25 protein-coding genes are annotated in these 21,713 nt (G+C 71.0%); 7 read left to right on the top strand and 18 right to left on the bottom strand.

The annotated features are described in order from the left end of the window. Positions 1-2: 2 nt before the first annotated feature. Genes AC07VX_RS05415 through AC07VX_RS05405 form a run of 3 tightly spaced genes read left to right on the top strand, consistent with a single transcriptional unit; the run spans position 3 to position 1,759 of the window. Positions 3-377 (top strand): COG4315 family predicted lipoprotein, encoded by a 375-nt coding sequence (locus AC07VX_RS05415; protein WP_493162696.1) that lies wholly within the window; start codon positions 3-5, stop codon positions 375-377. A gap of 15 nt (positions 378-392) precedes the next feature. Beyond that, on the top strand, positions 393-905 hold the full coding sequence (locus tag AC07VX_RS05410; RefSeq protein WP_493162697.1) for an RNA polymerase sigma factor: 513 nt from the start codon (positions 393-395) through the stop codon (positions 903-905). Next, positions 902-1,759: an anti-sigma factor family protein gene (locus AC07VX_RS05405; protein ID WP_493162698.1), complete on the top strand. Its 858-nt coding sequence runs from the start codon at positions 902-904 to the stop codon at positions 1,757-1,759. The genes AC07VX_RS05410 and AC07VX_RS05405 overlap by 4 nt, the downstream gene beginning before the upstream one ends. Positions 1,760-1,765: 6 nt before the next feature. Here AC07VX_RS05405 and AC07VX_RS05400 read toward each other — a convergent pair whose 3' ends face one another. The 3 genes from AC07VX_RS05400 to AC07VX_RS05390 all read right to left on the bottom strand — a co-directional run bounded on the left by AC07VX_RS05400 (position 1,766) and on the right by AC07VX_RS05390 (position 3,378). Continuing rightward, positions 1,766-2,509: a substrate-binding periplasmic protein gene (locus AC07VX_RS05400; RefSeq protein ID WP_493162699.1), complete on the bottom strand. Its 744-nt coding sequence runs from the start codon at positions 2,507-2,509 to the stop codon at positions 1,766-1,768. Between the two features lie 108 nt (positions 2,510-2,617). Further along, positions 2,618-2,986: a hypothetical protein gene (locus AC07VX_RS05395; RefSeq protein WP_493162700.1), complete on the bottom strand. Its 369-nt coding sequence runs from the start codon at positions 2,984-2,986 to the stop codon at positions 2,618-2,620. Positions 2,987-3,006: 20 nt separating this feature from the next. Further along, positions 3,007-3,378, bottom strand: coding sequence for a TraR/DksA family transcriptional regulator (locus tag AC07VX_RS05390; protein WP_493162701.1), 372 nt, complete (start codon positions 3,376-3,378; stop codon positions 3,007-3,009). Between the two features lie 126 nt (positions 3,379-3,504). Between AC07VX_RS05390 and queA the strand changes: the two genes are divergently transcribed. Next, entirely contained in the window at positions 3,505-4,569 is a 1,065-nt protein-coding gene (gene queA / locus AC07VX_RS05385) for a tRNA preQ1(34) S-adenosylmethionine ribosyltransferase-isomerase QueA (protein ID WP_493162702.1), read from the top strand. On the opposite strand, the gene AC07VX_RS05380 is transcribed toward queA, so the two are convergent. Further along, on the bottom strand, positions 4,521-5,126 hold the full coding sequence (locus AC07VX_RS05380) for an IMPACT family protein (RefSeq protein WP_493162703.1): 606 nt from the start codon (positions 5,124-5,126) through the stop codon (positions 4,521-4,523). The genes queA and AC07VX_RS05380 overlap by 49 nt on opposite strands. A gap of 26 nt (positions 5,127-5,152) precedes the next feature. Next, entirely contained in the window at positions 5,153-5,953 is an 801-nt protein-coding gene (locus tag AC07VX_RS05375; protein ID WP_493162704.1) for a substrate-binding periplasmic protein, read from the bottom strand. A 109-nt stretch (positions 5,954-6,062) separates the two neighbouring features. Between AC07VX_RS05375 and tgt the strand changes: the two genes are divergently transcribed. Together tgt and AC07VX_RS05365 are read left to right on the top strand one after the other, a co-directional pair. Continuing rightward, positions 6,063-7,190 (top strand): tRNA guanosine(34) transglycosylase Tgt, encoded by a 1,128-nt coding sequence (gene tgt / locus AC07VX_RS05370; protein ID WP_493162705.1) that lies wholly within the window; start codon positions 6,063-6,065, stop codon positions 7,188-7,190. A gap of 39 nt (positions 7,191-7,229) precedes the next feature. Then, positions 7,230-7,730, top strand: a complete 501-nt coding sequence (locus AC07VX_RS05365) for a hypothetical protein (RefSeq protein ID WP_493162706.1) — start codon at positions 7,230-7,232, stop codon at positions 7,728-7,730. On the opposite strand, the gene AC07VX_RS05360 is transcribed toward AC07VX_RS05365, so the two are convergent. The 10 genes from AC07VX_RS05360 to AC07VX_RS05315 form a co-directional block, all read right to left on the bottom strand. After that, positions 7,727-9,940, bottom strand: a complete 2,214-nt coding sequence (locus AC07VX_RS05360) for a sensor histidine kinase (RefSeq protein WP_493162707.1) — start codon at positions 9,938-9,940, stop codon at positions 7,727-7,729. The genes AC07VX_RS05365 and AC07VX_RS05360 overlap by 4 nt on opposite strands. 25 nt (positions 9,941-9,965) lie before the next feature. Then, positions 9,966-10,799 carry a phosphate/phosphite/phosphonate ABC transporter substrate-binding protein gene (locus AC07VX_RS05355; RefSeq protein ID WP_493162708.1) on the bottom strand — a complete coding sequence of 278 codons (834 nt, stop codon included), beginning with the start codon at positions 10,797-10,799 and terminating at the stop codon, positions 9,966-9,968. A 149-nt stretch (positions 10,800-10,948) separates the two neighbouring features. Further along, positions 10,949-12,400: a radical SAM protein gene (locus tag AC07VX_RS05350; RefSeq protein WP_493162709.1), complete on the bottom strand. Its 1,452-nt coding sequence runs from the start codon at positions 12,398-12,400 to the stop codon at positions 10,949-10,951. Continuing rightward, positions 12,397-13,122 carry a prolipoprotein diacylglyceryl transferase gene (locus tag AC07VX_RS05345; RefSeq protein WP_493162710.1) on the bottom strand — a complete coding sequence of 242 codons (726 nt, stop codon included), beginning with the start codon at positions 13,120-13,122 and terminating at the stop codon, positions 12,397-12,399. The genes AC07VX_RS05350 and AC07VX_RS05345 overlap by 4 nt, the downstream gene beginning before the upstream one ends. Further along, positions 13,119-13,376, bottom strand: coding sequence for a hypothetical protein (locus tag AC07VX_RS05340; protein WP_493162711.1), 258 nt, complete (start codon positions 13,374-13,376; stop codon positions 13,119-13,121). The genes AC07VX_RS05345 and AC07VX_RS05340 overlap by 4 nt, the downstream gene beginning before the upstream one ends. Beyond that, positions 13,373-13,630: a hypothetical protein gene (locus tag AC07VX_RS05335; protein ID WP_493162712.1), complete on the bottom strand. Its 258-nt coding sequence runs from the start codon at positions 13,628-13,630 to the stop codon at positions 13,373-13,375. Before AC07VX_RS05335 ends, AC07VX_RS05340 begins: the two co-directional genes overlap by 4 nt. Continuing rightward, the gene (locus AC07VX_RS05330; protein ID WP_493162713.1) at positions 13,627-15,522 is read right to left on the bottom strand and encodes an MFS transporter; all 1,896 of its coding nucleotides are present in this window, start codon (positions 15,520-15,522) and stop codon (positions 13,627-13,629) included. Before AC07VX_RS05330 ends, AC07VX_RS05335 begins: the two co-directional genes overlap by 4 nt. Further along, the gene (locus AC07VX_RS05325) at positions 15,519-16,292 is read right to left on the bottom strand and encodes a DUF2145 domain-containing protein (protein WP_493162714.1); all 774 of its coding nucleotides are present in this window, start codon (positions 16,290-16,292) and stop codon (positions 15,519-15,521) included. Before AC07VX_RS05325 ends, AC07VX_RS05330 begins: the two co-directional genes overlap by 4 nt. Beyond that, positions 16,289-16,729 carry a hypothetical protein gene (locus AC07VX_RS05320; protein WP_493162715.1) on the bottom strand — a complete coding sequence of 147 codons (441 nt, stop codon included), beginning with the start codon at positions 16,727-16,729 and terminating at the stop codon, positions 16,289-16,291. Before AC07VX_RS05320 ends, AC07VX_RS05325 begins: the two co-directional genes overlap by 4 nt. 15 nt (positions 16,730-16,744) lie before the next feature. Next, positions 16,745-17,209, bottom strand: coding sequence for a YiaA/YiaB family inner membrane protein (locus AC07VX_RS05315; protein ID WP_493163823.1), 465 nt, complete (start codon positions 17,207-17,209; stop codon positions 16,745-16,747). Positions 17,210-17,404: 195 nt separating this feature from the next. Between AC07VX_RS05315 and AC07VX_RS05310 the strand changes: the two genes are divergently transcribed. After that, positions 17,405-18,181 (top strand): helix-turn-helix domain-containing protein, encoded by a 777-nt coding sequence (locus AC07VX_RS05310; RefSeq protein WP_493162716.1) that lies wholly within the window; start codon positions 17,405-17,407, stop codon positions 18,179-18,181. Here the strand turns inward: AC07VX_RS05310 and AC07VX_RS05305 are convergent. From AC07VX_RS05305 to AC07VX_RS05295, 3 genes are read right to left on the bottom strand one after another with little or no spacing between them, the layout of a single operon-like run. Then, positions 18,150-18,833, bottom strand: coding sequence for a CAAX prenyl protease-related protein (locus tag AC07VX_RS05305; RefSeq protein ID WP_493162717.1), 684 nt, complete (start codon positions 18,831-18,833; stop codon positions 18,150-18,152). The two genes, AC07VX_RS05310 and AC07VX_RS05305, sit on opposite strands and share 32 nt — an antisense overlap. 58 nt (positions 18,834-18,891) lie before the next feature. Further along, a complete protein-coding gene (treF, locus tag AC07VX_RS05300) occupies positions 18,892-20,469 on the bottom strand; it encodes an alpha,alpha-trehalase TreF (RefSeq protein WP_493162718.1) in 1,578 nt (525 codons plus the stop codon). Then, positions 20,466-21,707: an MFS transporter gene (locus AC07VX_RS05295; RefSeq protein ID WP_493162719.1), complete on the bottom strand. Its 1,242-nt coding sequence runs from the start codon at positions 21,705-21,707 to the stop codon at positions 20,466-20,468. The genes treF and AC07VX_RS05295 overlap by 4 nt, the downstream gene beginning before the upstream one ends. Positions 21,708-21,713: the final 6 nt, after the last annotated feature.

Genomic DNA, 21,713 nt, shown 5'->3' with positions numbered 1-21,713 from the left:
ACATGAACCTCCGCCTTCTGAGCGCCGCCGCGGCGCTGCTGATCGTTACCGCCTGCGCGTCCACGCCGCCGGCCCCTGCCAACGTGGCCGACGGCGTCTTCGTCGGCGCCAACGGCATGACGCTCTACACCTTCGACAAGGACGCCGCCGGCAGCGGCAAGAGCGTTTGCAACGGCCCCTGCGCCGCCAACTGGCCGCCGCTGGCCGCGGCCGCCGGTGCGGCCGCCAGCGGCGACTGGACCGTCATCACCCGCGACGACGGTGCCCGCCAGTGGGCCTACAAGGGCAAGCCGCTGTATTTCTGGGCCAAGGACCAGAAGCCCGGCGACCGCAGCGGCGACGGCTTCAACAAGGTCTGGCAGCTCGCCAAGCCCTGACATCGGACGCTCGGCGTGGCCGTCGAACAGCTGCTTGCCCACATCCCGGCCCTGCGCCGGTATGCCCGGCTGCTGACCGGCGACGCCACGCGGGCCGACGACCTGGTGCAGGACACGCTGGAGCGCGCCTGCCGCAAGTGGAGCCTGTGGCGCCCCGGCACGGCGCTGCGGTCGTGGCTGCTGTCCATCATGCACAACCTGCACCTCAACCAGTTGCGCGACTGGCACCTCGACGACGGTCACGCGGCGCTGGACGGGCTGCCCGAGCGGCCCGACCCGGCCGCGCCGGCCGGCGAGCGGCTGGACCTGGAACGCGCCCTCGCCGCGTTGCCGCCGGGCCAGCGCGCGGTGCTGCTGCTGGTGATCGTCGAGGAGTACACCTACGCCGAGGCCGCCGAGATCCTGGGTGTGCCGGCCGGCACCGTCATGTCGCGCCTGCATCGGGGGCGTGAAGCCTTGCGGCTGCGCCTTGCGCCGGCGGCGCGCGCCGGTGCCCAGATCGTGCCCCTGACGCGGATGAAGCGATGAGTTCCCCCACCCCCCCCACCGACGCCGCCTCTCCGCCCGCGCTGTCCGCCGAGGAGGCCCGGCTGCATGCCTTCGTCGACGGTCTGCTGCCGCCCGAGGAGCGCGTGGCCGTGCTGGAGCAGCTGGGCGCCGACCCAGAGGCCGCAGCCCGCGTGGCCCAATGGCAGGCCCAGCGCCAGGCGCTGCGGGGCCTGGCGCGCGACTGGCCGCTGGACGACACGCCCCCCGAGCTCGGCGGCATCGTGCTGCGCGCAGCCGCGTCCCAGCGCTGGCGCGGCCATCTGCCCCAGGCCCTGGCCGCGGGCCTGCTGCTGGCGCTGGGCCTCACAGGCGGCTACCAGTGGGGGCGCCACGACGCTGGCGCCCCGGCTTGGCCGGCCGCCTCCTTCGCCGGCCGTGCTGCGGGCGTGCCCGAGTTCGCCCGTGAGGCCGGTGTGGCCTTTGCCGTCTACAGCGCCGAGAAGCGCCATCCGGTGGAGGTGTCGGCCGCCGAGCAGGCCCACCTCGTGCAATGGCTCAGCAAGCGCCTCGGCCGCCCGCTCAAGGTGCCCGTGCTGACCGACCGCGGCTACGCCCTGCTGGGCGGCCGCCTGCTGCCCGGCGACGCGGCGCAGCCCGGCAGCCCGCGCGCCCAGTTCATGTACGAGAACGCCGATGGCGACCGGCTGACGCTGTACGTGGCCGTGTTCGCGCCGGGCGCCACGCCGGCGGGCGCTGAGTTCCGGCTGCTGCAGCAGGATGGCCGCACGACGCTGTACTGGGCCGACGGCGAGTTCGGCTATGCGTTGAGCGCCCAGCCCTCCACGGAGCTGCAGCCGCTGGCGCAGCGCGTGCACCAGCAGCTCGCCGGCTGATCGCGTTCAGCGGAAATAGCGCTGCCGCAGTTTCTCGTAGCGCCCGTCGCGCTTGAGCGCGTCCAGCGCCGCCTGCAGCCGGCGCACCAGGGCCGGGTCGGCGTCGGGGCGCAGGCCGTAGAAATAGCTGCGCGTCGCGTCCTGTTCCATCACCGGCTGCAGCGTGCCGTAGGGCAGCTGCAGCTGGCGCAGGTTCCAGGCGGCGGCCCAGTCCAGCAGGGCCACGTATTCCATGCGGCCGGCGAGCAGCTTGCGCACGTTGGTGGCGTCGTCCAGGCCGTGCTCCAGCTGCTGGCCCGGCTTGAGCCCGGCGGCCTGCAGCTGCTTGTCGGCAGCGGAGTCGCGCACGACGCCGATGCGGGCGCCGCCCAGCTCGCTCAGCTGCGTCAGCTGCAGGTCGCCGCGGCTGGCCAGCTTGTAGAGCAGGATGCGGCGTTGCGCGATCGGCCCCACCCACTGGAACTGGGCCTCGCGCTCGGGCGTGCGTGTCAGCGAGAACAGCACGCTGCGGGCGTTGGCCTCGGCCGCCTGCATGGCGCGCTGCCAGGGCAGCACCTGCAGCTCCAGCTTGATGCCGGCCTGCACCGCCATCATGCGCAGCAGCTCGACGCTGAAGCCCTGCGGGCCGCCGTCGTCCTGGTAGTTCAGCGGCGGCAGATTTTCCGTGATGCCCAGCAGCACGGCCTCGTCGGCGACGGCGGGTCGCGCAGCGAGGAGGGCGGGCAGGGCGAGGCAGGAGCGGCGTTTCACGTCGGCAAGGGCTGGGTCCGGGCGAGTCTAGGTCGCCAGGATGACAAGCCTTTGCAGCCGGCGGCTGCGGGCGTGCGATTTCCCGCGGCCGGCCGTCTCGGCGCCGGCTCAGCTCGGTGTGGGCACGCCGGCCATGCGGTCGTGGGCGAGGAAGAACTGGCGCGCCATCGCCAGCAGCTGGCCCTGGCTCAGCTCGGCGGCGGGACGGTAGTCGGCGATGCGCGGAGCCAGCCTGGGCCGGTGGGCCTCGACGTAGTGGCGGAACTGGCTGATGACGATGTGCGAGCCCGTCACCAGTACCTCGGGCGTGTCCTGCACGGCCTGGCAGATGGCTTCGAACAGCGCGTGTTCGGCGTGCTCGTCATGGCCATGGGCGCGCCGGTCATGCGGCTCGATGCGGGCAGCGTGCACCTGATGGGCGTCGAAATGCAGCACCTGGGCGTGGTGGTGGTCGAGGTGGACGACGGCGTGGAACATCTGGGATCTCCTGGGGGATGTCAGTGGGCGGCTTCGGCAGTGGTCTGGCAGTCGACGCAGCGCAGGGCCTGGGGCTGGCGCTGCAGCCGGTCGAAGGGAATGACGGCGGCGCAGTCGACGCAGCGGCCGTAGCCGGGCGTCTTCAGCCGCAGCAACGCGTCGTCGATGGCCTGCAGTTCGGCCAGCAGGTGGTCGTCGCGCGCCTGGTCGAGCTCGCGGTCGGCCCCGTGCTCGCGCAGGTCATGGGGGTCGTCCGCCAGCAGCGCGGCGGCATGGGCAATGCGGTCGCCGCCTTCGCGCTGGGCCTGCAGCGCGGCCTGGGCACGCTGGCGCGCGATCTGCAGTTCGTTTTCCAGCAGGGCGTGCTGTCCGGGGGTGAGGGCAGTGGTCATGGAAGCTCCTTGTGCTCATGCTGGCACCGCGCCGGCGGCACTGCCTTGAGCTGCGTCAAGCCGGGGCGATGGGAGAATCCGCCTCCCCTTTGGTTTGGCACGGGTCTGTCCGGCCCTCAAGCGCTCATGAGCCACCCCGCCCCGCCGGCCCACACGGTCGCCGATTTCGATTTCGACCTCCCCCCCGAGCTGATCGCCCAGCACCCTGCCGCCGAGCGCAGCGCGTCGCGCCTGCTGGATGCCACGGGCACGGAGCCGGTGGACCGCGTGTTCCGCGAGCTGCCGGAGCTGCTGGCGCCGGGCGACCTGCTGGTGTTCAACAACACGCGCGTCATCAAGGCACGCCTGTTCGGCATGAAAGCGACCGGCGGCTCGGTCGAGGCCCTGGTCGAGCGCGTGCTGCCGGGCACGCAGGAGGTCTGGATGCATCTGCGCGCCAGCAAGAGCCCCAAGCCGGGCAGCCGCGTGCGTTTTGCCGATGCCTTCGATGCCGAGGTGCTGGGCCGCTGCGGGCCCGACAACGGGCTCTTCCACCTGCGCTTCGCCGGCGACCCGTTCGCGCTGCTGGAGGCGCATGGCCATGTGCCGCTGCCGCCCTACATCGCCCATGCCGACAGCGACGATGACGAGCGCCGCTACCAGACCGTGTTCGCCAAGGAGCCCGGTGCCGTGGCCGCGCCCACGGCGGCACTGCATTTCGACGAGGCCTTGCTGGCTCGCCTGGCGCAGCGCGGCGTGGAGCGCGCGCATGTGACGCTGCATGTGGGGGCCGGCACCTTCCAGCCGGTGCGCGTCGAGAAGCTCGACGAGCACAAGATGCACAGCGAATGGTTCGAGGTGCCGCAGGCCACGGTGGATGCCGTCGCTGCCTGCCGCATGCGGGGCGGCCGTGTCGTCGCCGTCGGCACGACGACGTTGCGCGCCCTGGAGTCTGCTGCGCGTGGCGGCGAGCTGCAGGCCGGCGCCCGCGAGACCGACATCTTCATCACGCCGGGCTTCGAGTTCCGCGTGGTGGATCGGCTGGTCACCAACTTCCACCTGCCCAGGAGCACGTTGATGATGCTGGTGAGTGCGCTGGCCGGCCATGAGCTGGTCATGGCGCTGTACCGCTACGCCATCGCGCAGCGCTACCGCTTCTTCAGCTACGGCGACGCGATGCTGCTCTCGCGGGCCCAGGCCACGCGGCCCTGAGCGGCTTCGTCGACGGCCGCCGTGAAGGCTGCCCGCGCCGTGACTGGCAGGGTGAAGCGCATGTGCACGCGGGCCTCGTGCCGCGCGTCGACGAGCTGCGCCCCATGCTGCTCGGCCAGCCGGCGCAGCCGGCCCTCCAGCTCGTAGGGCAGCTCGCAGCCCAGTTCCACCTGCGCCACGCGTTCGACCTTCTCGGCTGTCAGCAGCGCCTGGGCGATGCAGTCGGTGTAGGCCCGCACCAGGCCGCCGGCGCCGAGCTTGACGCCGCCCCAGTAGCGCACGGCGGTCGCCAGCACGCCGTCCAGGCCCTGGTGGCGCAGCACGTCCAGCATGGGCCGGCCGGCGGTGCCGCCGGGCTCGCCGTCGTCGTTGGCGGCCGAGTGGCCGCCGGCCAGCAGCGCCCAGCAGACGTGGGCGGCGCCGGGATGTTCGGCGCGCAGCGCCGCGACGCGGGCCAGCGCCGCCGCGCGGTCGGCGCAGGGCTCCACGCGGCCGAGGAAGCGGCTCTTCTTGACGACGAGTTCGTGCAAGGCCGGGGCGGCCAGGGTCAGGGACATGGCGCGATTGTCCGCGCGCCCTGCCGTCAGTCGCCGGTGTACATGGCCCCGCGTGCGGCCTTCTCGCCCAGGTGACGGCGCAGGATGTCGAGGACGCTGCCGTCGGCCAGCATGGCCTGCAGTGCGCGGCGCAGGCGCAGGCGGTCTGCCTCCGGCATGGCGTGGGCCATGGCCAGCGCGACGGCGCTGCGCTCGCCCGGCGTGACGTCGACGGCCACCAGTTCGTCGGGGTCGTCGAAGGCGGCCATGGCCGTGCCCCAGCTACTGGGCAGGGCCAGCAGCGCATCGGCCCGGCCAGCGCGCAGCATGCGCGCGGCGGTCTTGAAGTCGCCGGTCTCGATCAGGCGCCCCTGGCTGCGCAGGCGCAGCACCCAGGCGTCGATGGTCGGGCCGTGCACGTAGCCGCGCACGTCGAGCAGCTTCAGCGCCGTGTCGGCCTCGAAGGCCGGGATGTTCTGCACACGCGCCGCCAGCTCGCGGCGCATCAGCACGTGATAGCGGCCCTGGGCATAGGGGACCATCTCGGCGATCTCGCGCCGCTCGGGGCTGGGAATGGCCGACAGCGTCAGCTGCACCAGGCCGCGGCGCATCTGGTCCCAGATGCGCACGCGCGACTCCACCACCGTACGCAGCTGGCAGCCGGAGCGGCGCGACAGCTCGTCGAACATGTCCTTGTCGATGCCGCTGGGGCCCAGCCTGGGGTCTTCGTAGTAGAAGCGGGCGTAGGGATACAGCGCGGCGGTGTAGGGCCCGCAGGCCTGGGCGGCCAGGCCGGTCCAGGCCAGCAGTAGTCCGGCCAGCAGGGCGTGGGTCGGCGCTTGAAGCATGTGCCGATAGTGGGTGTAGACGGGATTCGCGTCCAGCCTAGTGCGAGGGGATGAAGCCTGGCATCGATTGCAACCCTGATGCCAACCCCGCTGCGACAATCACGCCCCCATGCTGAAGTTCGAACTCCTCAAGACCGAAGGCCGCGCGCGCCGTGGCACGCTCACGCTCAACCACGGCGTCGTGCAGACGCCCATCTTCATGCCCGTGGGCACCTACGGCACGGTCAAGGGCGTCACGCCTCGTTCGCTGCAGGAGATGGGCGCGCAGATCATCCTCGGCAACACCTTCCACCTGTGGATGCGGCCGGGCCTGGACGTGGTCAGGCAGTTCGGCGGCCTGCACCGCTTCGAGAGCTGGACCAAGCCCATCCTGACCGACTCCGGCGGCTTCCAGGTCTGGAGCCTGGGCGCGATGCGCAAGATCAGCGAGGAAGGCGTCAAGTTCGCCTCGCCCGTGAACGGCGACAAGCTGCTGCTGACCCCCGAGGTCAGCATGCAGATCCAGACGGTGCTGAACAGCGACATCGTCATGCAGTTCGACGAGTGCACGCCCTACGAGAGCAAGGGTGTGCTCACCACCGAGCGCGAGGCCAAGTCGTCGATGGAGCTGAGCCTGCGCTGGGCCAAACGCTGCATCACCGAGTTCAACCGGCTGGAGAACCCCAACGCGCTGTTCGGCATCGTGCAGGGCGGCATGTTCACCCACCTGCGCGATGCGTCGCTAGCGGGGCTCGCCGAGCTGGACCTGCCGGGCTACGCCATCGGGGGCTTGAGCGTGGGCGAGCCCAAGGCGGAGATGCAGCGCATCCTCGAACACACCGGCCACCAGCTGCCGGCCAACAAGCCGCGCTACCTGATGGGCGTGGGCACGCCGGAGGATCTGGTGGAGGGCGTGAGCCAGGGCATCGACATGTTCGACTGCGTGATGCCCACCCGCAACGCGCGCAACGGCCATCTGTTCACGCGCTTCGGCGACCTGCGCCTGCGCAATGCCCGCTACAAGGCCGACGAGAAGCCGGTGGACGAGACCTGCACGTGCGAATGCTGCACCGGCTTCAGCCGTGCCTACCTGCACCACCTGGACCGCTGTGGCGAGATGCTCGGCCCGATGCTGACCAGCATCCACAACCTGCACTACTACCTGGCTCTGATGCAGGAGATGCGCGACGCGCTGGACGCCGGCCGTTTCGAGGCCTGGCGGGCCCGGTTCCACGCCGACCGCGCGCGCGGGGTCTGACCTTCGTCACCGGCCGGGCTGCCCGCTGAAGATGGCCGCATGCTGAAGTTCCTTCTCGCCCCGCTGCGCTGGCTGTTCCGCGTCGTCTTCGCGCTGCTCATCCTCTTCGAGGAATGGGGCTGGGAGCCGCTGCGGCGGGCCTTCGCGCTGCTGGCCCGGCTGCCGGTCATCCGGCAGGTCGAGGTCCTGCTCAAGCGGCTGCCGCCGCGCTGGGCCTTCGTCGTGCTGCTGCTGCCCAGCCTGCTGATCCTGCCCGTCAAGCTCGCGGCGCTGTGGCTGGTGGCCCAGGGGCGCATCGTGCTGGGCGTGGGCGTCGTCATCGCGGCCAAGCTGGTCGGCACGGCCTTGCTGGCCTGGCTGTTCCAGCTCATCCAGCCGGCGCTGATGCAGCTGCCCTGGTTCGCCCGCCTGCATGCGCGCTGGACCGCCTGGAAGACCGAGCTGCTGGCCTGGGTGCGCGCAAGCGCCGTGTGGCGCACGGCGCGGGCCATGAAGGCCGGCCTGCGCCGCCGCTGGCGGCGGGTCCTGCGTCGCGCCTAGGGTGCGGGGATCGTCGGCAGCCGCACCGTCACGCGCGTGCCGCGCTGCGGTTCGCTGGCCAGATGCAGCGTGCCGCCCATCAGCTCGACGATCTCCTTGACGATGGCCATGCCCAGGCCCGTGCCGGGAATGGCGCCGGACTTGTCGGCGCGGTAGAAGCGCTCGGTGACGTGGGCCAGTTCCTCGGGCGTCATGCCGATGCCCTCGTCCTCGATCTCGATGCCCGCATGACCCGCGGCCGGGGGCAGCACGCGCACGCTTACGCGGCCCCCGCCGGGCGAATACTTGTAGGCGTTGGACAGCAGGTTGCGCAGCGCCTGGCCCAGCTTGCTGGCGTCCACCTGCACCCATGGCGCCGGCTCGCACAGCTGCAGCTCGGCGGGCGCGCGGCCCTCAGGGGCGCCGAAGTCGCCGACGGTCTGGCGCACCAGGTCCCGCAGGCAGACCGGCGCGAACTCGAAGTCCAGCGCGCGGCGTGACTCGATGCGGGCCAGGTCCAGCAGCTCGTTGAGGATGTCCACCATGGCCTTGCTCTGGCGGTGGATGCGCTGCAGCAGGTCGGCCTGCACCTCGGGCTTCATCGTGCGGTGCAGCAGCAGCTCGGAGAAGCCGAAGATGCTGGTCATCGGCGTGCGCAGCTCGTGGGCCGCGGTGGTCAGGAACTCGCTCTTCAGGCGGTCCAGCTCGAACTGCTGGCTGACGTCGCGGATATGCAGCATCTGCGAGGTCTGGGCACCGCCGCCGTCGTGCAGCGCGAAGCTCAGGATGCGCGGCATGGGCCGGGCCATCTGCACGGTGCGCGGCTGGTCGCGCAGGTCCTGCAGGCGCAGCGGGCGCTGGCTGTCGGCATGCTCGATGCGGCCCTGCAGCAAGGCCTCCAGGCCGGCCTCGTCCTGGCCCAGCACCTGGCGGTTGCCCAGCGCCGTCAGCAGCGCGCAGGCGGGGCTGACGTACTGCACGCGCCGCTCGGCGTCGAAGGAGATGAAGCCGTCGGGGCTGAGGTTGAAGATGGCGTGCAGCTGGTCGGCCTGCAGGCGCAGGCGCACGACGAGGTCGCCCACCTGGCGCGACAGGGCTTCCACGGCGTTCACCTGCCGGGCGTCGGCCGGCGAGCCTGCCGAGCCAAGCAGCTCGCTCATGGTCTGCATCGCGTGGGCGCGCGCGGCCAGCTCGGCGCGCAGCTGGTCTTCCAGCGCCTGCTGCTCGGTCACGTCGCGCAGCACGAGCACGGCACCGGCGGCCTCGCCCTGCTCGTCCCGCACCAGCGTCAGGCTGGCTTCCAGCACCTGGTCGCCGCGCTCGAAGCGGCGGCCGTGCCACCCTTCGCCCGGCGCCTGCAGGCCCTCGGCGAGTTCGGGCAACAGGCCGGCGACCGGTTGCCCTAGCAAGGCCTGGCTGGGCTGGCCCAGCAGATGACCCAGCACCGGGTTGGCCAGCACGACCTCACCCGGGCGGTTCACGGCCGCCACGCCCTCGGCGATCGATGCCAGCGTGACGGCGGCCTGGGCGCGCTCGGCCTGCAGCGAAGCGGCCACCTGATTGAGGACCTCGAAGGTGCGCTGGAACTCCAGCGGCGCCTCGACGGCGCTGAGCGGCTGGATCTGCGATTCGCCCTGGCGCAGCTGGGCGCCGAGCGTCTGCAGCCGCGCCAGATGCCCCAGCCAGCGCCGCAGCGGCCACCAGACGAGGGCCGCGCCGGCCAGCAGGCCGAACAGGGCAAGGGCCAGGCCCATGCGCATGACCTGCCAGATGTCGGCCGCGATGCGCTCGCTCCAGATGTGCAGCCGGGTGATGCCGTAGTCGCGGCCGCCGACGACCAGCGGCGCGCTGACGGCGTCCAGCTCGGCCGCCACGCGGTGCACCAGCCAGTCCGGCGGCGTCGGGCTGGGGCGGTCCTGGCGCACGACCTCGATGCGCACGCCCTTGAGGTCGATGAAGGCGGCACGCTCGAACAGCGGGTGGGCGATGGCGCGGTCCAGCGTGCGCTTGATGGTGTCGTAGTCGCCGATGACGGCGGCATCCGACACGGCCGGCGTCAGCAGCGCCGACAGCGCCTGCGAGCCGGCCTCGGCATCGTCCAGGTTCGAGCGGATCTCGTAGGCCAGGAAGGCGCCGAAGCCCAGCATCCCCAGCAGCAGCAGGGCTGCCAGATAGAGCAGCATGACCCGGCTCAGCAGCGAGCGGGGCAGCAGGGCGGCGAGGCTGCGCATCGGGGGTCGCAGTCGGCGCCGGGGATCAGCGCAGCGCCACGGGGGCCGTCTGGTAGAAACGTCGGTAGGAGGCGTACTCGCGGCCGTCGGAGGCGATGAAGACGGCATCCGGGGGCAGGCCGATGAGCTTGTTGGCGCTGGCCAGGATGTCGCGGCCCTGCGGGTCGCTGGCCATGCCGACGAAGGCCCGTGCCACGGCCTGGGCGTCGCGCTCGGGCACCTTGGGCGCCACCATCAGCGCGAGGTCGTGATAGGGCTCGGAGTTCCACAGCACGCGGAACTTGCGGCCCTCGCGCTTGGTGTAGCCCTCGACGAGCTGGGAGTTGGCGCCCACGGCCGCCACCTTGCCGCTGAAGAGCTGGGCGAAGGCGCCGTCCATGTTGCCGCCGAAGACCGTGCGCACGTTGATCTTGCGCTGCAGCAGCTGGGCGTAGGTGGTCTTGTAGGCGATGAAGGCCTCGGGGCCGGGGAAGCCCACTTCCTTGCCTTCGAGCTGGGCCAGGTCGGTGACGGGCGACTCGGCCGGCACGACGATCTGGCCGTGCGGCGCAGGCGTGTTGCGGCGCCCGAAGACCTTCCAGCCGAGCTGCTCGCGCTCGGGGCTGAAGAGGTGGTTGGTGAAGGCGAAGTCCACCTCCTGCGCCAGCACGTAGGAGGTGGTGTCGGCGGACGTGCGGCCGAGCTTGAGCACGAGCTTCACGCCGCTCTTCTCCGACACATAGGCCACGATGGGGTTCCAGTAGGACGCCGCCGTCGCGATGTTGGCCTGGTTCACGGGCGAGAAGCGGTATTCGGTCGGCTGCGCCGATGCCGACAGGGCCAGCCCGAAGGCGGCCAACGCGAAGAGCAATGACTTCATCTTGCTTGCGCGGGCACACGGGTGCCCGACTCCAGGTCTGAGGACGTTGAAATCGATTGTTACGCGCCTGGCCGCGAAATGGCGGCACGCCGCCCTGCGCCAGTGGCGACCTCCGTGAACTGATCCGCAGGACCGGCCCGCGCGGCCGCTCAGGCCGGATGGATCTGCAAGCCCGCGGCCGTCCGCAGGGCGCGGGCGTGGTCGAGCTCGGCGCGGATGTCCGCCAGCTGCTGCGCGCGGCCGTCCCGGTAGAACAGGTTGTAGGCCTCGAAGGGGATGAGCCGCCCGTCCGGCTGCGCGATGTGGATGCAGCTCTTCTTCAGCGCGCGGATGTCCAGCGACTGCGCGTCCATGAACTGCACGATGAGCACGCGGAAGACGTCGCGGTAGCTGAGCTGGGGCGCGGCGATCTTCGGCAGGCAGCAAAGCAGCTCGGACAGGCAGTTGGACTGGCTCTCGGGCGAGTGGTTGGTGGAGAACAGCTTGAAGACCGAGGCCTTCAGCGCCGGGTCGCCCTCGAACACGATGGTGCTGCGGTCGCCGGACAGCAGCGTCGCGGCATCGAGGTAGCGCGTCAGCGGCACCAGGCCGTCGGGGCCGCGCAAGGCATAGGCCATGGCCAGCGTGTCGGGGTTGCAGGGCACGGGCAGCACGTCGGCGGGCGTGAAGATGCCGCTCTGCTCGGCGATGCGGCGGCGCAGCTCGCTGACGGTCAGGCGGTGCTTCGCCGCGTCGTAGGCCTCGACGCGGCCGGCATTCTGGATGGGCTGCAGCGTCACGCCGCGCACGCAGGCGTAGCTCTGGCCGTGGCGGATGACGTCGCCGATCTCGTCGTCGTTGACGCCGCGCTTCACGGTCATCACCAGCGTCGTGGACAGGCCGAGCGCCTCCAGCCGCGCGAGTGCCTCGTCGTGCGGCCGGCGCAGGTCGGCGCCGCGCAGGTCCATCAGTGCCTCGCGCTTCAGCGAGTCGAACTGCAGATAGACCTCCAGCCCCGGTGCGTAGCCCGCCAGCCGCTCGGCAAAGGCCGCGTCCTGGGCGATGCGCAGGCCGTTGGTGTTGACCATCAGGTGCTTGATGGGCCGGGCGCGGGCGGCATCGAGGATGTCGAAGAACTGCGGGTGCAGCGTGGGCTCGCCGCCGGAGATCTGCACCACGTCGGCCTCGCCCTCGCTGGCGACGACGGCGTCCAGCATGGCGACCACCTCGTCCATCGTGCGGTGCGTCAGCCGCTCCGGCCCCGAGCCCGCGTAGCAAGTGGGGCAGCGCAGGTTGCAGTGATCGCTGATCTCGATGAGGGACAGGCAGCTGTGCTGCATGTGGTCGGGGCACAGGCCGCAGTCGTAGGGGCAGCCGTACTTCATGGGCGTCGCAAAGCGCTGCGGCATCTCGGGCGGCTTCACGAACACCTCGCGGCACTGCCGGTAGTACGCCGCGTCGTCGCTGACGAGCACGCGCTCGGTGCCGTGCGCGGGGCACCACTTGTCCATGTAGACCTGGTCGTCCTTGATGACGATCTTGGCCTCCACCGGGCGCAGGCAGGTGGTGCAGACGGACTGTGTCGTGTCGTAGAAAAGATAGGGGCGGACTTTGCGGGTCATGGTGTCCTGCGGGCGGCCCGCAGCGTGAGGGGCAGGTAGACGGCCAGCGCGGCGAGGCAGGTCCATTGAATGCCCGACAGCCCGAGCGGCCAGGCGACGGGAACGGGCTTGAGGAACTCGACGGCGAAGCGCCACAGCAGATAGCCGCCCAGGAAGAGCTTGAAGGCCAGGCCCGGCGTGGCGAAGCGCGCGCGGTGCAGCGCCAGGCCCAGGGGCAGCACGACGGCGATCTCGTAGAGCTGGGTCGGGTGGCGCGGCGTGCCGTCGCCGAAGTCCACGCCCCAGGGCAAGGCGGTGGGCAGGCCGTAGGTGTCGTCATGCAGGCCGGCGAGGAAGCAGCCGATGCGGCCGATGGCCAGACCGATGGCGATGGGCAGCACCATCGCGTCGCCGGTGCTGCGGGTCTGGTCGGTGAACTTCTTGGCGATCTCCACGCCGATCAACCCGCCCAGCAGGCCGCCGACGATGCTCTGGCCGGGCCAGGCCGCCTGGCCTTGCCACATCGCCAAGGCCACGTCGGGCCGCTCGATGAGGAAGACGAGCTTGTTGCCCAGCGCCGCGCCGACCAGCAGGCCCACCAGCACGGCGAAGTTGCCCGGCGCCAGCGCGCCGCCCGTGGGCTGGCGCCGCAGCCTGGCGCGCCACATCGCGGCGCCCAGCGCCATGCCGGCCCAGGCGAAGCCGCTGTGCGCCCAGCCGGCGGTGGTGGCCTCGGCGATCAAGGCTGGCGCTTGAACATGCGCCACAGCAGGCGCCCGCAGGCCCAGGCCAGGCCGCCGCCGATCAGCAGGCTGGGCACGGCGATGACGAGTGCGGCGCCGGCGTAGTTCTCGGTGCGGTTGGAGAACATGTCGGGCAGTGACATCAGCGTGAATGCCGCGCCGCACAGGCCGGCGGCGCCGAAGCCCAGCGTGGCCACGGCCAGCACGGCCAGGGTGAGCAAGCGCAGCGCCCGGCTGCCGGGGTCTTGGGTCATGGGGATTCCTCGTCCGTGGGAGACCTTTGCGTCAAGCCCTGCAATTTGCGCGCGCACAGCTTGGCCATGTAGAAGCCACCGAAAGCGCAAGGCAGCGACAGCAGCAGCAAGGCGACGGTGCCCCCGCCGCCCGACATGACCATCGCCGGAATGGCAGCCACGGACCAGAGACCCCCGCACAGGCCCATGGCGCCGAAGCCCAGCGTTGCCACGGCCAGCACGGCGATGGCGAGGACGCGCCCGAGCAGGTTCATGCGCCGGCCTGCAGCAAGCCTTGCACGCGGCCGCGCAAGCTCTCGGGGGACATGCCGGCCACCGGCACCGGCTCGCCCACCGTCAGGCTGACGGGGCTCCACATGCCGCGCCGCAGCGGCTTGACCATCGCCTGGCCGCCCTCCACCCGCGAGAAGAAGCTGCCCCACAGATTGCCCAGCGCCATCGGGATGACGGGCACCTCAGGCAGGCCCTCGACGAGCTTCATGACGCCGCCCTTGAAGGGCTGCAGCTCGCCGTCGCGTGTGATGCCGCCCTCGGGGAAGATGCAGACCATCTCGTCGTCCGCCAGCACGGCGCGAGCGGCGGTGAAGGCGGCTTCGTAGGTGGCCGGGTCGGTCTTCTGTGGCGCGATCGGGATGGCCTTGGCCAGCTTGAACATCCAGCCCAGCACGGGGATGCGGAAGATCTGCGCGTCCATCAGGAAGCGGATCGGCCGCGGGCTTGCGGCCATCAGCAGCACCGCGTCGACGAAGCTGACGTGGTTGCAGACCAGCACCGCGGCGCCCGTGGTGGGCAGGCGCTCGTCGTTGACGATGCGAAAGCGGTAGACCAGCCGCGTCAGCACGAAGGCCACGAAGCGCAGCAGGTACTCCGGCACGATGAGGAAGATGTAGAAGGCCACCACCGCGTTGGCGATGCCCACCGCGAGGAAGACCTGCGGGATGGAGAGGCCCGCGCCCAGCATGGCGCCGGCGATGACGGAGCTGGCGATCATGAAGACGGCGTTCAGGATGTTGTTGGCCGCGATGATGCGGGCGCGGTGGCTGGGCTGGGCGCGCAGCTGGATCAGCGCGTACATGGGCACGCTGTACAGGCCGGCGAACAGCGCCAGCAGCGTCAGGTCGGCCAGCACGCGCCAGTGCGCCGCCACGCTGAGGAAGGCGCCGACGCTGTAGGGCTCGGCCGCAGGCAGGCCGGTCGCCGCGAAATAGAGGTCGATGGCAAACACGCTCATGCCGATGGCACCCAGCGGCACCAGGCCGATCTCGACATGGCGCTTGGACAGCATCTCGCACAGCAGCGAGCCGATGCCGATGCCGATGGAGAACACCGCCAGCAGCAGGGACGCGACCTGCGGGCTGCCGTGCAGCACCTCCTTGGCGAAGGCCGGGAAGTTGGAGAGGAACACGGCGCCGAAGAACCACATCCACGAGATGCCCAGCAGCGAGCGGAACACCGCGACGCCCTCGTGGGCGAGCTTGAGGTTGCGCCAGGTCTCGGTGAAGGGGTTCCAGTTGATGACCAGATCCGGGTCGGTGGACGGGCTGGCGGGAATGCCCTGAGCGGTGGCGCGGCCGGCGATGGCCAGCGCCAGGCAGGCCCAGGCCACGTGCTGCGGGCCGACGACGGGCGTGTCGACGAGGATGCCGCCCAGCAGCTGGCCCAGCAGGATGGCCACGAAGGTGCCCATCTCCACCATGCCGTTGCCGCCGGTCAGCTCGCGCTCGCTGAGCTGCTGGGGCAGGTAGGCGTACTTGACCGGGCCGAACAGCGTGGAGTGCAGGCCCATCAGGAAGACGCAGCTCAGCAGTGCCGGCACGTTGGCGGCGTAGAAGCCCCAGGCTGCGATCACCATGATGGCGATCTCCAGGCTCTTCACGAGCTGCATCAGCCGCGCCTTGTCGTGCTTGTCGGCCAGCTGGCCGCTGGTGGCCGAGAAGAGGACGTAGGGCAGGATGAACAGCGCGCCGATGACCAGGCCAGCCATCTTGGGCGGCAGCCATTCCAGCTGCAGCTGGTAGGTGATCATCAGCGTGAAGGCGAACTTGAAGACGTTGTCGTTCGCGGCGCCGAGGAATTGCGTCCAGAAGAAGGGCGCGAAGCGGCGCTGGCCCAGCAGGGCGAACTGGTTGGGATGTTCTTGGCTCATGGCTGGACGGTTTGGGGAGCTTGTGAAAGACCGGCGCGCGGCAGCCACGCGAACATCGAGTCCACGGTGACCGTGTCGATGTGGCTGCTGAAACGGCGCGCGCTCGGATGATCGTCGAAGGCGATGTTGGCCAGGGTGAGGCGGCCGCCCAGGCGGGTCAGCGTGGACAGGTGCAGGTCGGTGGGCTGGTAGCCCTGGTTCTGCAGCCAGTCCTGGGCGGCGCGCCGGCTGACGACGCCGGGTGCCGCCGCGCCGGCCAGTGTCTCCAGCACCCACTGGTTGCTCTGCTGGTACCTGGTGCCGAAGGCATAGGCCACCATGCTGTAGCGGCGCTCGTTGAAGCGGGTGACGCGGGCGTTGTCGGCCAGCACCGGTAGCAGGGCCTGCTGCAGCTCAGGCCTCAGCACGACGAACGCGGCCTCGTAGCGGTAGGGGTTGTCGAGGAAGAACTCGCCCAGGCCCTGGCGGTACAGGGCCGCGTGGTCGGTGCCGCAGTGGTTGAGCTTGTGCATGACGCGCCAGACGCCGTCGTCCTGCCGGTAGACGAAACCGAGGTGCGACCAGCGCAGGCCGTACTTGCCTAGGTCCTGCCCCGCCCGCGCCAGCACGACGACCTGGGCGCCGCTGGCGTCGAGCTGGCGGGCCGTGGCCTGGGCGAGGTTCAGGCCTTGCTCGACCTGCCGGCGCGTGGGGGGCTTCTCGTCGCAGGGCCGGCCGGCGTGGGCCGGCGTGGCGAGGGCCAGCGCGGCGAGGGCCAGGGCCAGCCTCAACGGCTCACCTGTTCGTTGTAGAGCAGGGCCTTGCCGATCTCGTTGGGGATGAAGGCAATGACCTGGCCCGCGGCCGACAGCAGCGTGCCGGTGCCGATGACCGACACCGCCACCGTCGCGCCGGCCGACACGACGACACCCTCGGCCAGCTTGCCGGCCACCTTGAGGCTGATGCGGGCGCCGTCGCTGGCGCGCTCCAGCACCCAGATGGTCGCGCCGCCGACGAGCTCGACGCTGACGACCACCAGCGTCACGCCGGCCGACAGCAGGCCGGCGGGGACGGCGCTCAACGCACCGCCGGTGGCGCTGACCGCGCCGACCGACAGCACGACGGGGGCCATCGACACGGCCAGGCTGACCTCGGACTGGGCCTGCGCCGGCAGCGCCAGCGCGGCGGCGGCCAGGGCCAGGGTGGTGGTGGCGAACAAGTGCTTCATGTCGGGCTCCTGGCGTTACTGGGTGCCGGCGTCGGCCTGCATCGCGGCCTCGCGGCGGCCTTGCAGGCGGGCTTCGAGCATGTCGGCCTCATGGGCGTCGCGCAGCATCTTGGCCAGCGTGAACACGTTGGAGATCAGATAGAGCCAGCTGACGCCCAGGTAAGCCTTCCAGACGGGCTGGATCTCCATGCGCCACAGGCCCCAGCCGGTCAGGCCCATGGCCAGCGCGAAGCCGGTCCAGACGACCAGGCGCCACATCGGCGTGTCGACTTGGGCGGCCTGGTTGTCGCGGATGAACTTGGCCAGCGCGAAGGCCGTGGACAGGCAGAACACATAGCCCATGACCATGAAGGCACGGTCCAGGTCCTGCCCCGGCAGCCAGGCCAGCCCCGAGCCGCACAGCATGACGCTGAGGCCGAAGGAGACCCAGACCTGCAGGCGCCAGGCGCCGGTGTCGCGGCGGATGTGAACTTGAGCCATGGTGGTGTCGTGTTGGCGTGGGTGGAAATGGCCGCGATCTTGCGTGAAGCCGGCGGCGGCGGCCTCGGGAATAGTTCCGAGGCGCGTGGCAAGCGCCGAAAAGTAGCGTTTGACGCGACCCGGCAACGCCGCGCCGGGCGGAAAAGGGCGGCTCATGGCCCGCGACGGTGTCGTCATGCGCTACCGTCGCGCCTCATGTCGAGCACGCAATCGCTGGTGGCCCTGATCAAGGCCGAGCTGAAGACGCAGGGGCTGAGCTATGCCGAGCTGGCCGACGCGCTGGGCCTGTCGGAGTCCAGCGTCAAACGCATGCTGGCGCCGGGCGGGGAGATGCCGCTGTCGCGCGTGGACGAGATCTGCCGCGTGCTGAAGCTGGAGTTCGCCGAGCTGGCCGGGCGTCTCGCAGCCCAAGCGCCGGCCCTGCGAGAGCTGAGCCTGGAGCAGGAGCGCGCCGTGGTGGCCGACCCCAAACTGCTGCTCGTCGCGATTTGCTGCCTGAGCCACTGGGTCCTGGAGGACGTGCTGGCGCGCTACCGCATCAGCGAGGCGGATGCCGTCGCGGCCCTGGCCCAGCTGGACCGCCTGGGCGTCATCGAGCTGCGCCCGCAAAACCGCTACAAGCTCAAGGTCGCCAAGACGCTGCGCTGGCGCCCGCAAGGGCCGGTGATGACCTTCTTTCGCGAGCGGGTCATGGCCGACTTCTTCGCAGGCGGCTTCGATGGCGAGGGCGAGCTGCTGACGCTGGTGCACGGCGAGTTCGGCGCAGGGCACGCGCGCGAACTGGCCGAGCGGCTGCAGCGCGCGGCGGACGACTTCGCGCGCCAGCACCTGCTGGACCAGAAGCTGCCCTCGGCCGACAAGCGGCCCTACAGCGTCGTCATCGGGCTGCGGTCGTGGGTGTTCGAGGCCTTCCGGGATCTCGAACGCCCCGGGTTGGGCCTTACCAGAACTCCCAACGGCCGGTCGCGATGACCCAGATGCCCAGCAGCCCGTTCGTCACCGCGTGCGCGATGACGGCGGTCCAGAGCTTGCCGGTGCGGCGGTAGAGCCACGCATAGGCCAGGCCGGCCACGACAGCGGCCAGCCACAGCGTGTGAGCCAGAGTGAAGACGAAGGTGGACGCCACGACCGCGCGCAGGCCCACGGTCTGCGGGTCCACGCGCTCGAAGCCGGGGTGCTGCACCCAGCGCATCAGGAAACTGCGCCAGAACAGCTCCTCCATGACGGGCACGACCAGGGCCGCGCCGGCCAGGCGCAGCACGGCGAGGGACCAGATCAGGCGTCCGTCGGCGTCCAGCGGCACGAAGGCGGCGGTGGCCGTGCCGAGCTGCATCCAGGACGCGTCCAGCTGCACCCAGATCGCGAACACGGCGATGCCGACGACGACGGCCCAGCCCGCCTCGCGGGCCTCGGGCAGGTTTTGCCGCACCAGCTCGCCGTAGTCGCGCCAATACCAGGCCAGCAGGCCGGCGACGACGAGGGTCTGGACGCCGTAGATCCAGCGCGCGTCCAGCCCGAAGTCGGCCGGCAGATAGCCGCGCAGGGCCAGCAGCGCCATGAAGACGACGAAGGGAATGCAGCGGGCGAGGGCGGCGGGGCTGAGCGCGGGCGTGTCGGCGGGCATGACGGGCGCCAGCTTAGCCCGAGGTCATGACGGGCCGATCTGCGGCCGACCCCGAGGCTCAGGGGGCGGGGCTTTTCAGCAGGCCATGCTGGAAGGCGACGTAGACGCCGTTGGTCCAGCCGAAGCCGTCCTGCGTCTCGTACTCGCCGCCGCCGCCGGGCCGGTCCTCGGCGACGTCGTATTTCTCCAGCAGGCGGCCGGTGGCGAGATAGACGCGGTGGACGCTGGCGCACCAGCGGCTCGCGATATCTCGCGCCAGTGCTTCGTGACCGTAGTGGGCCAGGCCGAGGGCTGCCATCCATTGCAGCGGTGCCCAGCCATTCGGCGCGTCCCACTGCTGGCCGGTCGTGAGCGCGGTCGTCAGCAGGCCGTTGGCACCGAGCAGATGACGCTGCACCTGGGCGGCCATGGCGTCGGCCTGCGCCTGCGTCGCGAGGCCGAGGTAGAGCGGCACCAGGGCGGCGGCCGTCAGCGGGCGTGGGTCGCCGGACTGGCGCCAGTTCAGGTCGGCAAAGTGGCCGGCGTCCGAACGCCAGAAGCGGGTCTGCAGCAGCTGGCGGCGGGCTGTGGCGCGGGCTTCGAAGGCCTGCGCCGTGGCGGTGTCGCCGCCGCGCGCGGCGCCCAGGGCGATGGCCGCCTCCAGGCCGGCCAGCAGCGCGTTCAGGTCGACGGGTGCCAGCGCCGTCGTCTCGATCGTGGCGATGTCGGCAGGGTCGGCGCACCAGCGGCCGGAGAAGTCCCAGCCGCTCTCGGCGCCGGCGCGCAGGTCGCGCCAGACGTCGGGGGGCATGCGGCCTTTCGCGGCGTCGGCCGTCAGCACGTCCTCGCGCCAGCTCTCCTCGCGCGGCGTGCTGCGGTCGTCCCAGTAGCGGTTCAGCAGGGCGCCGTCGGCCGTGCGCACGACGCGGCGGTGGGCCTGGCCGGGTGCCAGCGTGGACTCGCCGGCCATCCAGAAGGCGTGCTCGGTCTTTAGCGACTGCAGATGGGTGGCGAAGCCGGCGGCGGGGTCGTCGGCGTGCAGCAGCTCGACCATGCGGAAGAAGAAGGGAGGCTGGCTGCGGCTCAGCATGTAGCTGCGGCTGCTGTTGGGGATGAAGCCGTGCGTGGCGATCAGGTGGGCGAAGTTGGCGAGCATGTGCTCGGCCAAGTCGCGTCGGCCATCGGCCACCAGGCCCAGCATCGTGAAGTAGCTGTCCCAGTAGTACAGCTCGCGGAAGCGCCCGCCCGGCACGACGTAGGGGCGCGGCAGGGCCAGCAGGCTCTCGCCGTCCTGGGCCTGGGGGTGCTCGCGCACCAGCAGTGGCCACAGGGCCTGGATGTGCTCGCGGATGCCCAGGCGCGGGCCGACGGGGGTTTCGTGGCCGGGCAGCTCGAAGTGGGCGTGCACGAAGTCCGGCAGCGAGAAGCCCGGCAGGCGGCGCTCGGCCTCGAAGCGGGCGCGGATCAGGTCCGGCGCGGTCCGGGGCCGGGCGTCGACAAAGCTCTTGCCGTCGCCGAAGACGTGCGTCATCTGCACGGCGACGAAGAGTTCGTCGTACAGCTCGTGCGGCGTGGCGGTGGTGCTGCGGGCCGGGGCGACGGTATGCATGGGCGCGGCGGCGAACAGGTCGCCGGGGCGTTGGGAGCGGGAAGTCATGACACGAGATGCCGGCGCAGCCGGGTGAGCGAGACCGCCAGCGCCGCGACGGGCACCAGCAGCAGGCCGAAGGCGGTGGTGCCGTCGAAGGCGACGAACAGGCGGCCGGTGATGAAGCTGCCCAGCGTGCCGCCGAGGGCCGAGAAGACGACGATGAGGCCGGTCATGGCCGCGTGCCGGCGCTGCGGCAGCGCGCTCAGCATGGCGGAGTTGATGGCCGGGTAGATGGGCGCGAGCAGCAGGCCGGTCAGCGGCAGCAGATAGGCGGCGGGCGGGGCATTGAGCCAGTCGACATCGCCCGTCAACGGTTGGGCGCCTTTCGCCATCGGCAGGGCGATGAGGATGAGTGCCGCGATGCCGACCAGGCAGGCGATGACGACGGCAAACCAGCCCAGGCGGCCGATGACGGCGGCGCTGGTCAGGCGGCCGAGCGCGGTGGTGGCCGGCATGATGACCGCCAGGCCCACGCTCATGGCCGTGGGCAGATGCAGCACCTCGTTGTTGAAGCTGGGCAGCCAGGTCGAGATGCCCTGCTCGATCAGCACATAGAGGAAGGCCGACAGCAGGAAGACGACGACCAGGGCCAGCTTCAGCAGCGGCGCCATCGCGACGAGGTCTTCGCGCAGCGTCGTGTCGGGCGACTGGATGGGACCTTCGTCCAGCGGGCTGAACAGCAGCAGCGCGAAGGCGCCGGCGGCCAGCGCGGCGAGGATGTTGTAGACCTGCAGCCAGGCCTGGCCCTGGGAGTGCGCCGCCTGGCTGAACAGCAGGAAGCCGCCCAGCACGCCGACCATGAACAGGCCTTCGAGCAGGTTGGTGAAGCGCGCATGGCCGGCGCGGTCCTGGGTGACCAGGCCGATCATGGAATAGGCCGACACCTTGACCAGGGCAAAGCCCGCGCCCAGCGTGCAGAACAGCAGCTTGATGGCCCAGAAGGCCGACAGCACCGGCATGGCCAGGCAGGCCGCGCCGACGGCTGCGAGGGCCAGCAGCATGGCGCGCTTGAGCCCGAGGCGTGGCAGCAGCGAGGCGACGAGGAAGGACGTGAACGCGATGGGCAGGTCCTTCCAAGCGTCCAGCAGGGCGGCCTCGGCGCGTGGCACACCCAGCGTCTGCACGACCAGCAGGTTGACCGCCCCCACGCTGTTCAGCAGCGCGCCGAACAGCATGTAGGTCAGGATGATGGCGAGCCTGATGCGCAGGCCGCCGCTCGACAGGGGGATGGAAGTGGTGGTCATGTCGAG

The sequence above is a fragment of the Roseateles sp. GW821-FHT03B02 genome (assembly GCF_059421025.1).
Note: the sequence above shows the minus strand (reverse complement) of the source record. Positions and strands in the feature narration are given on the sequence as shown.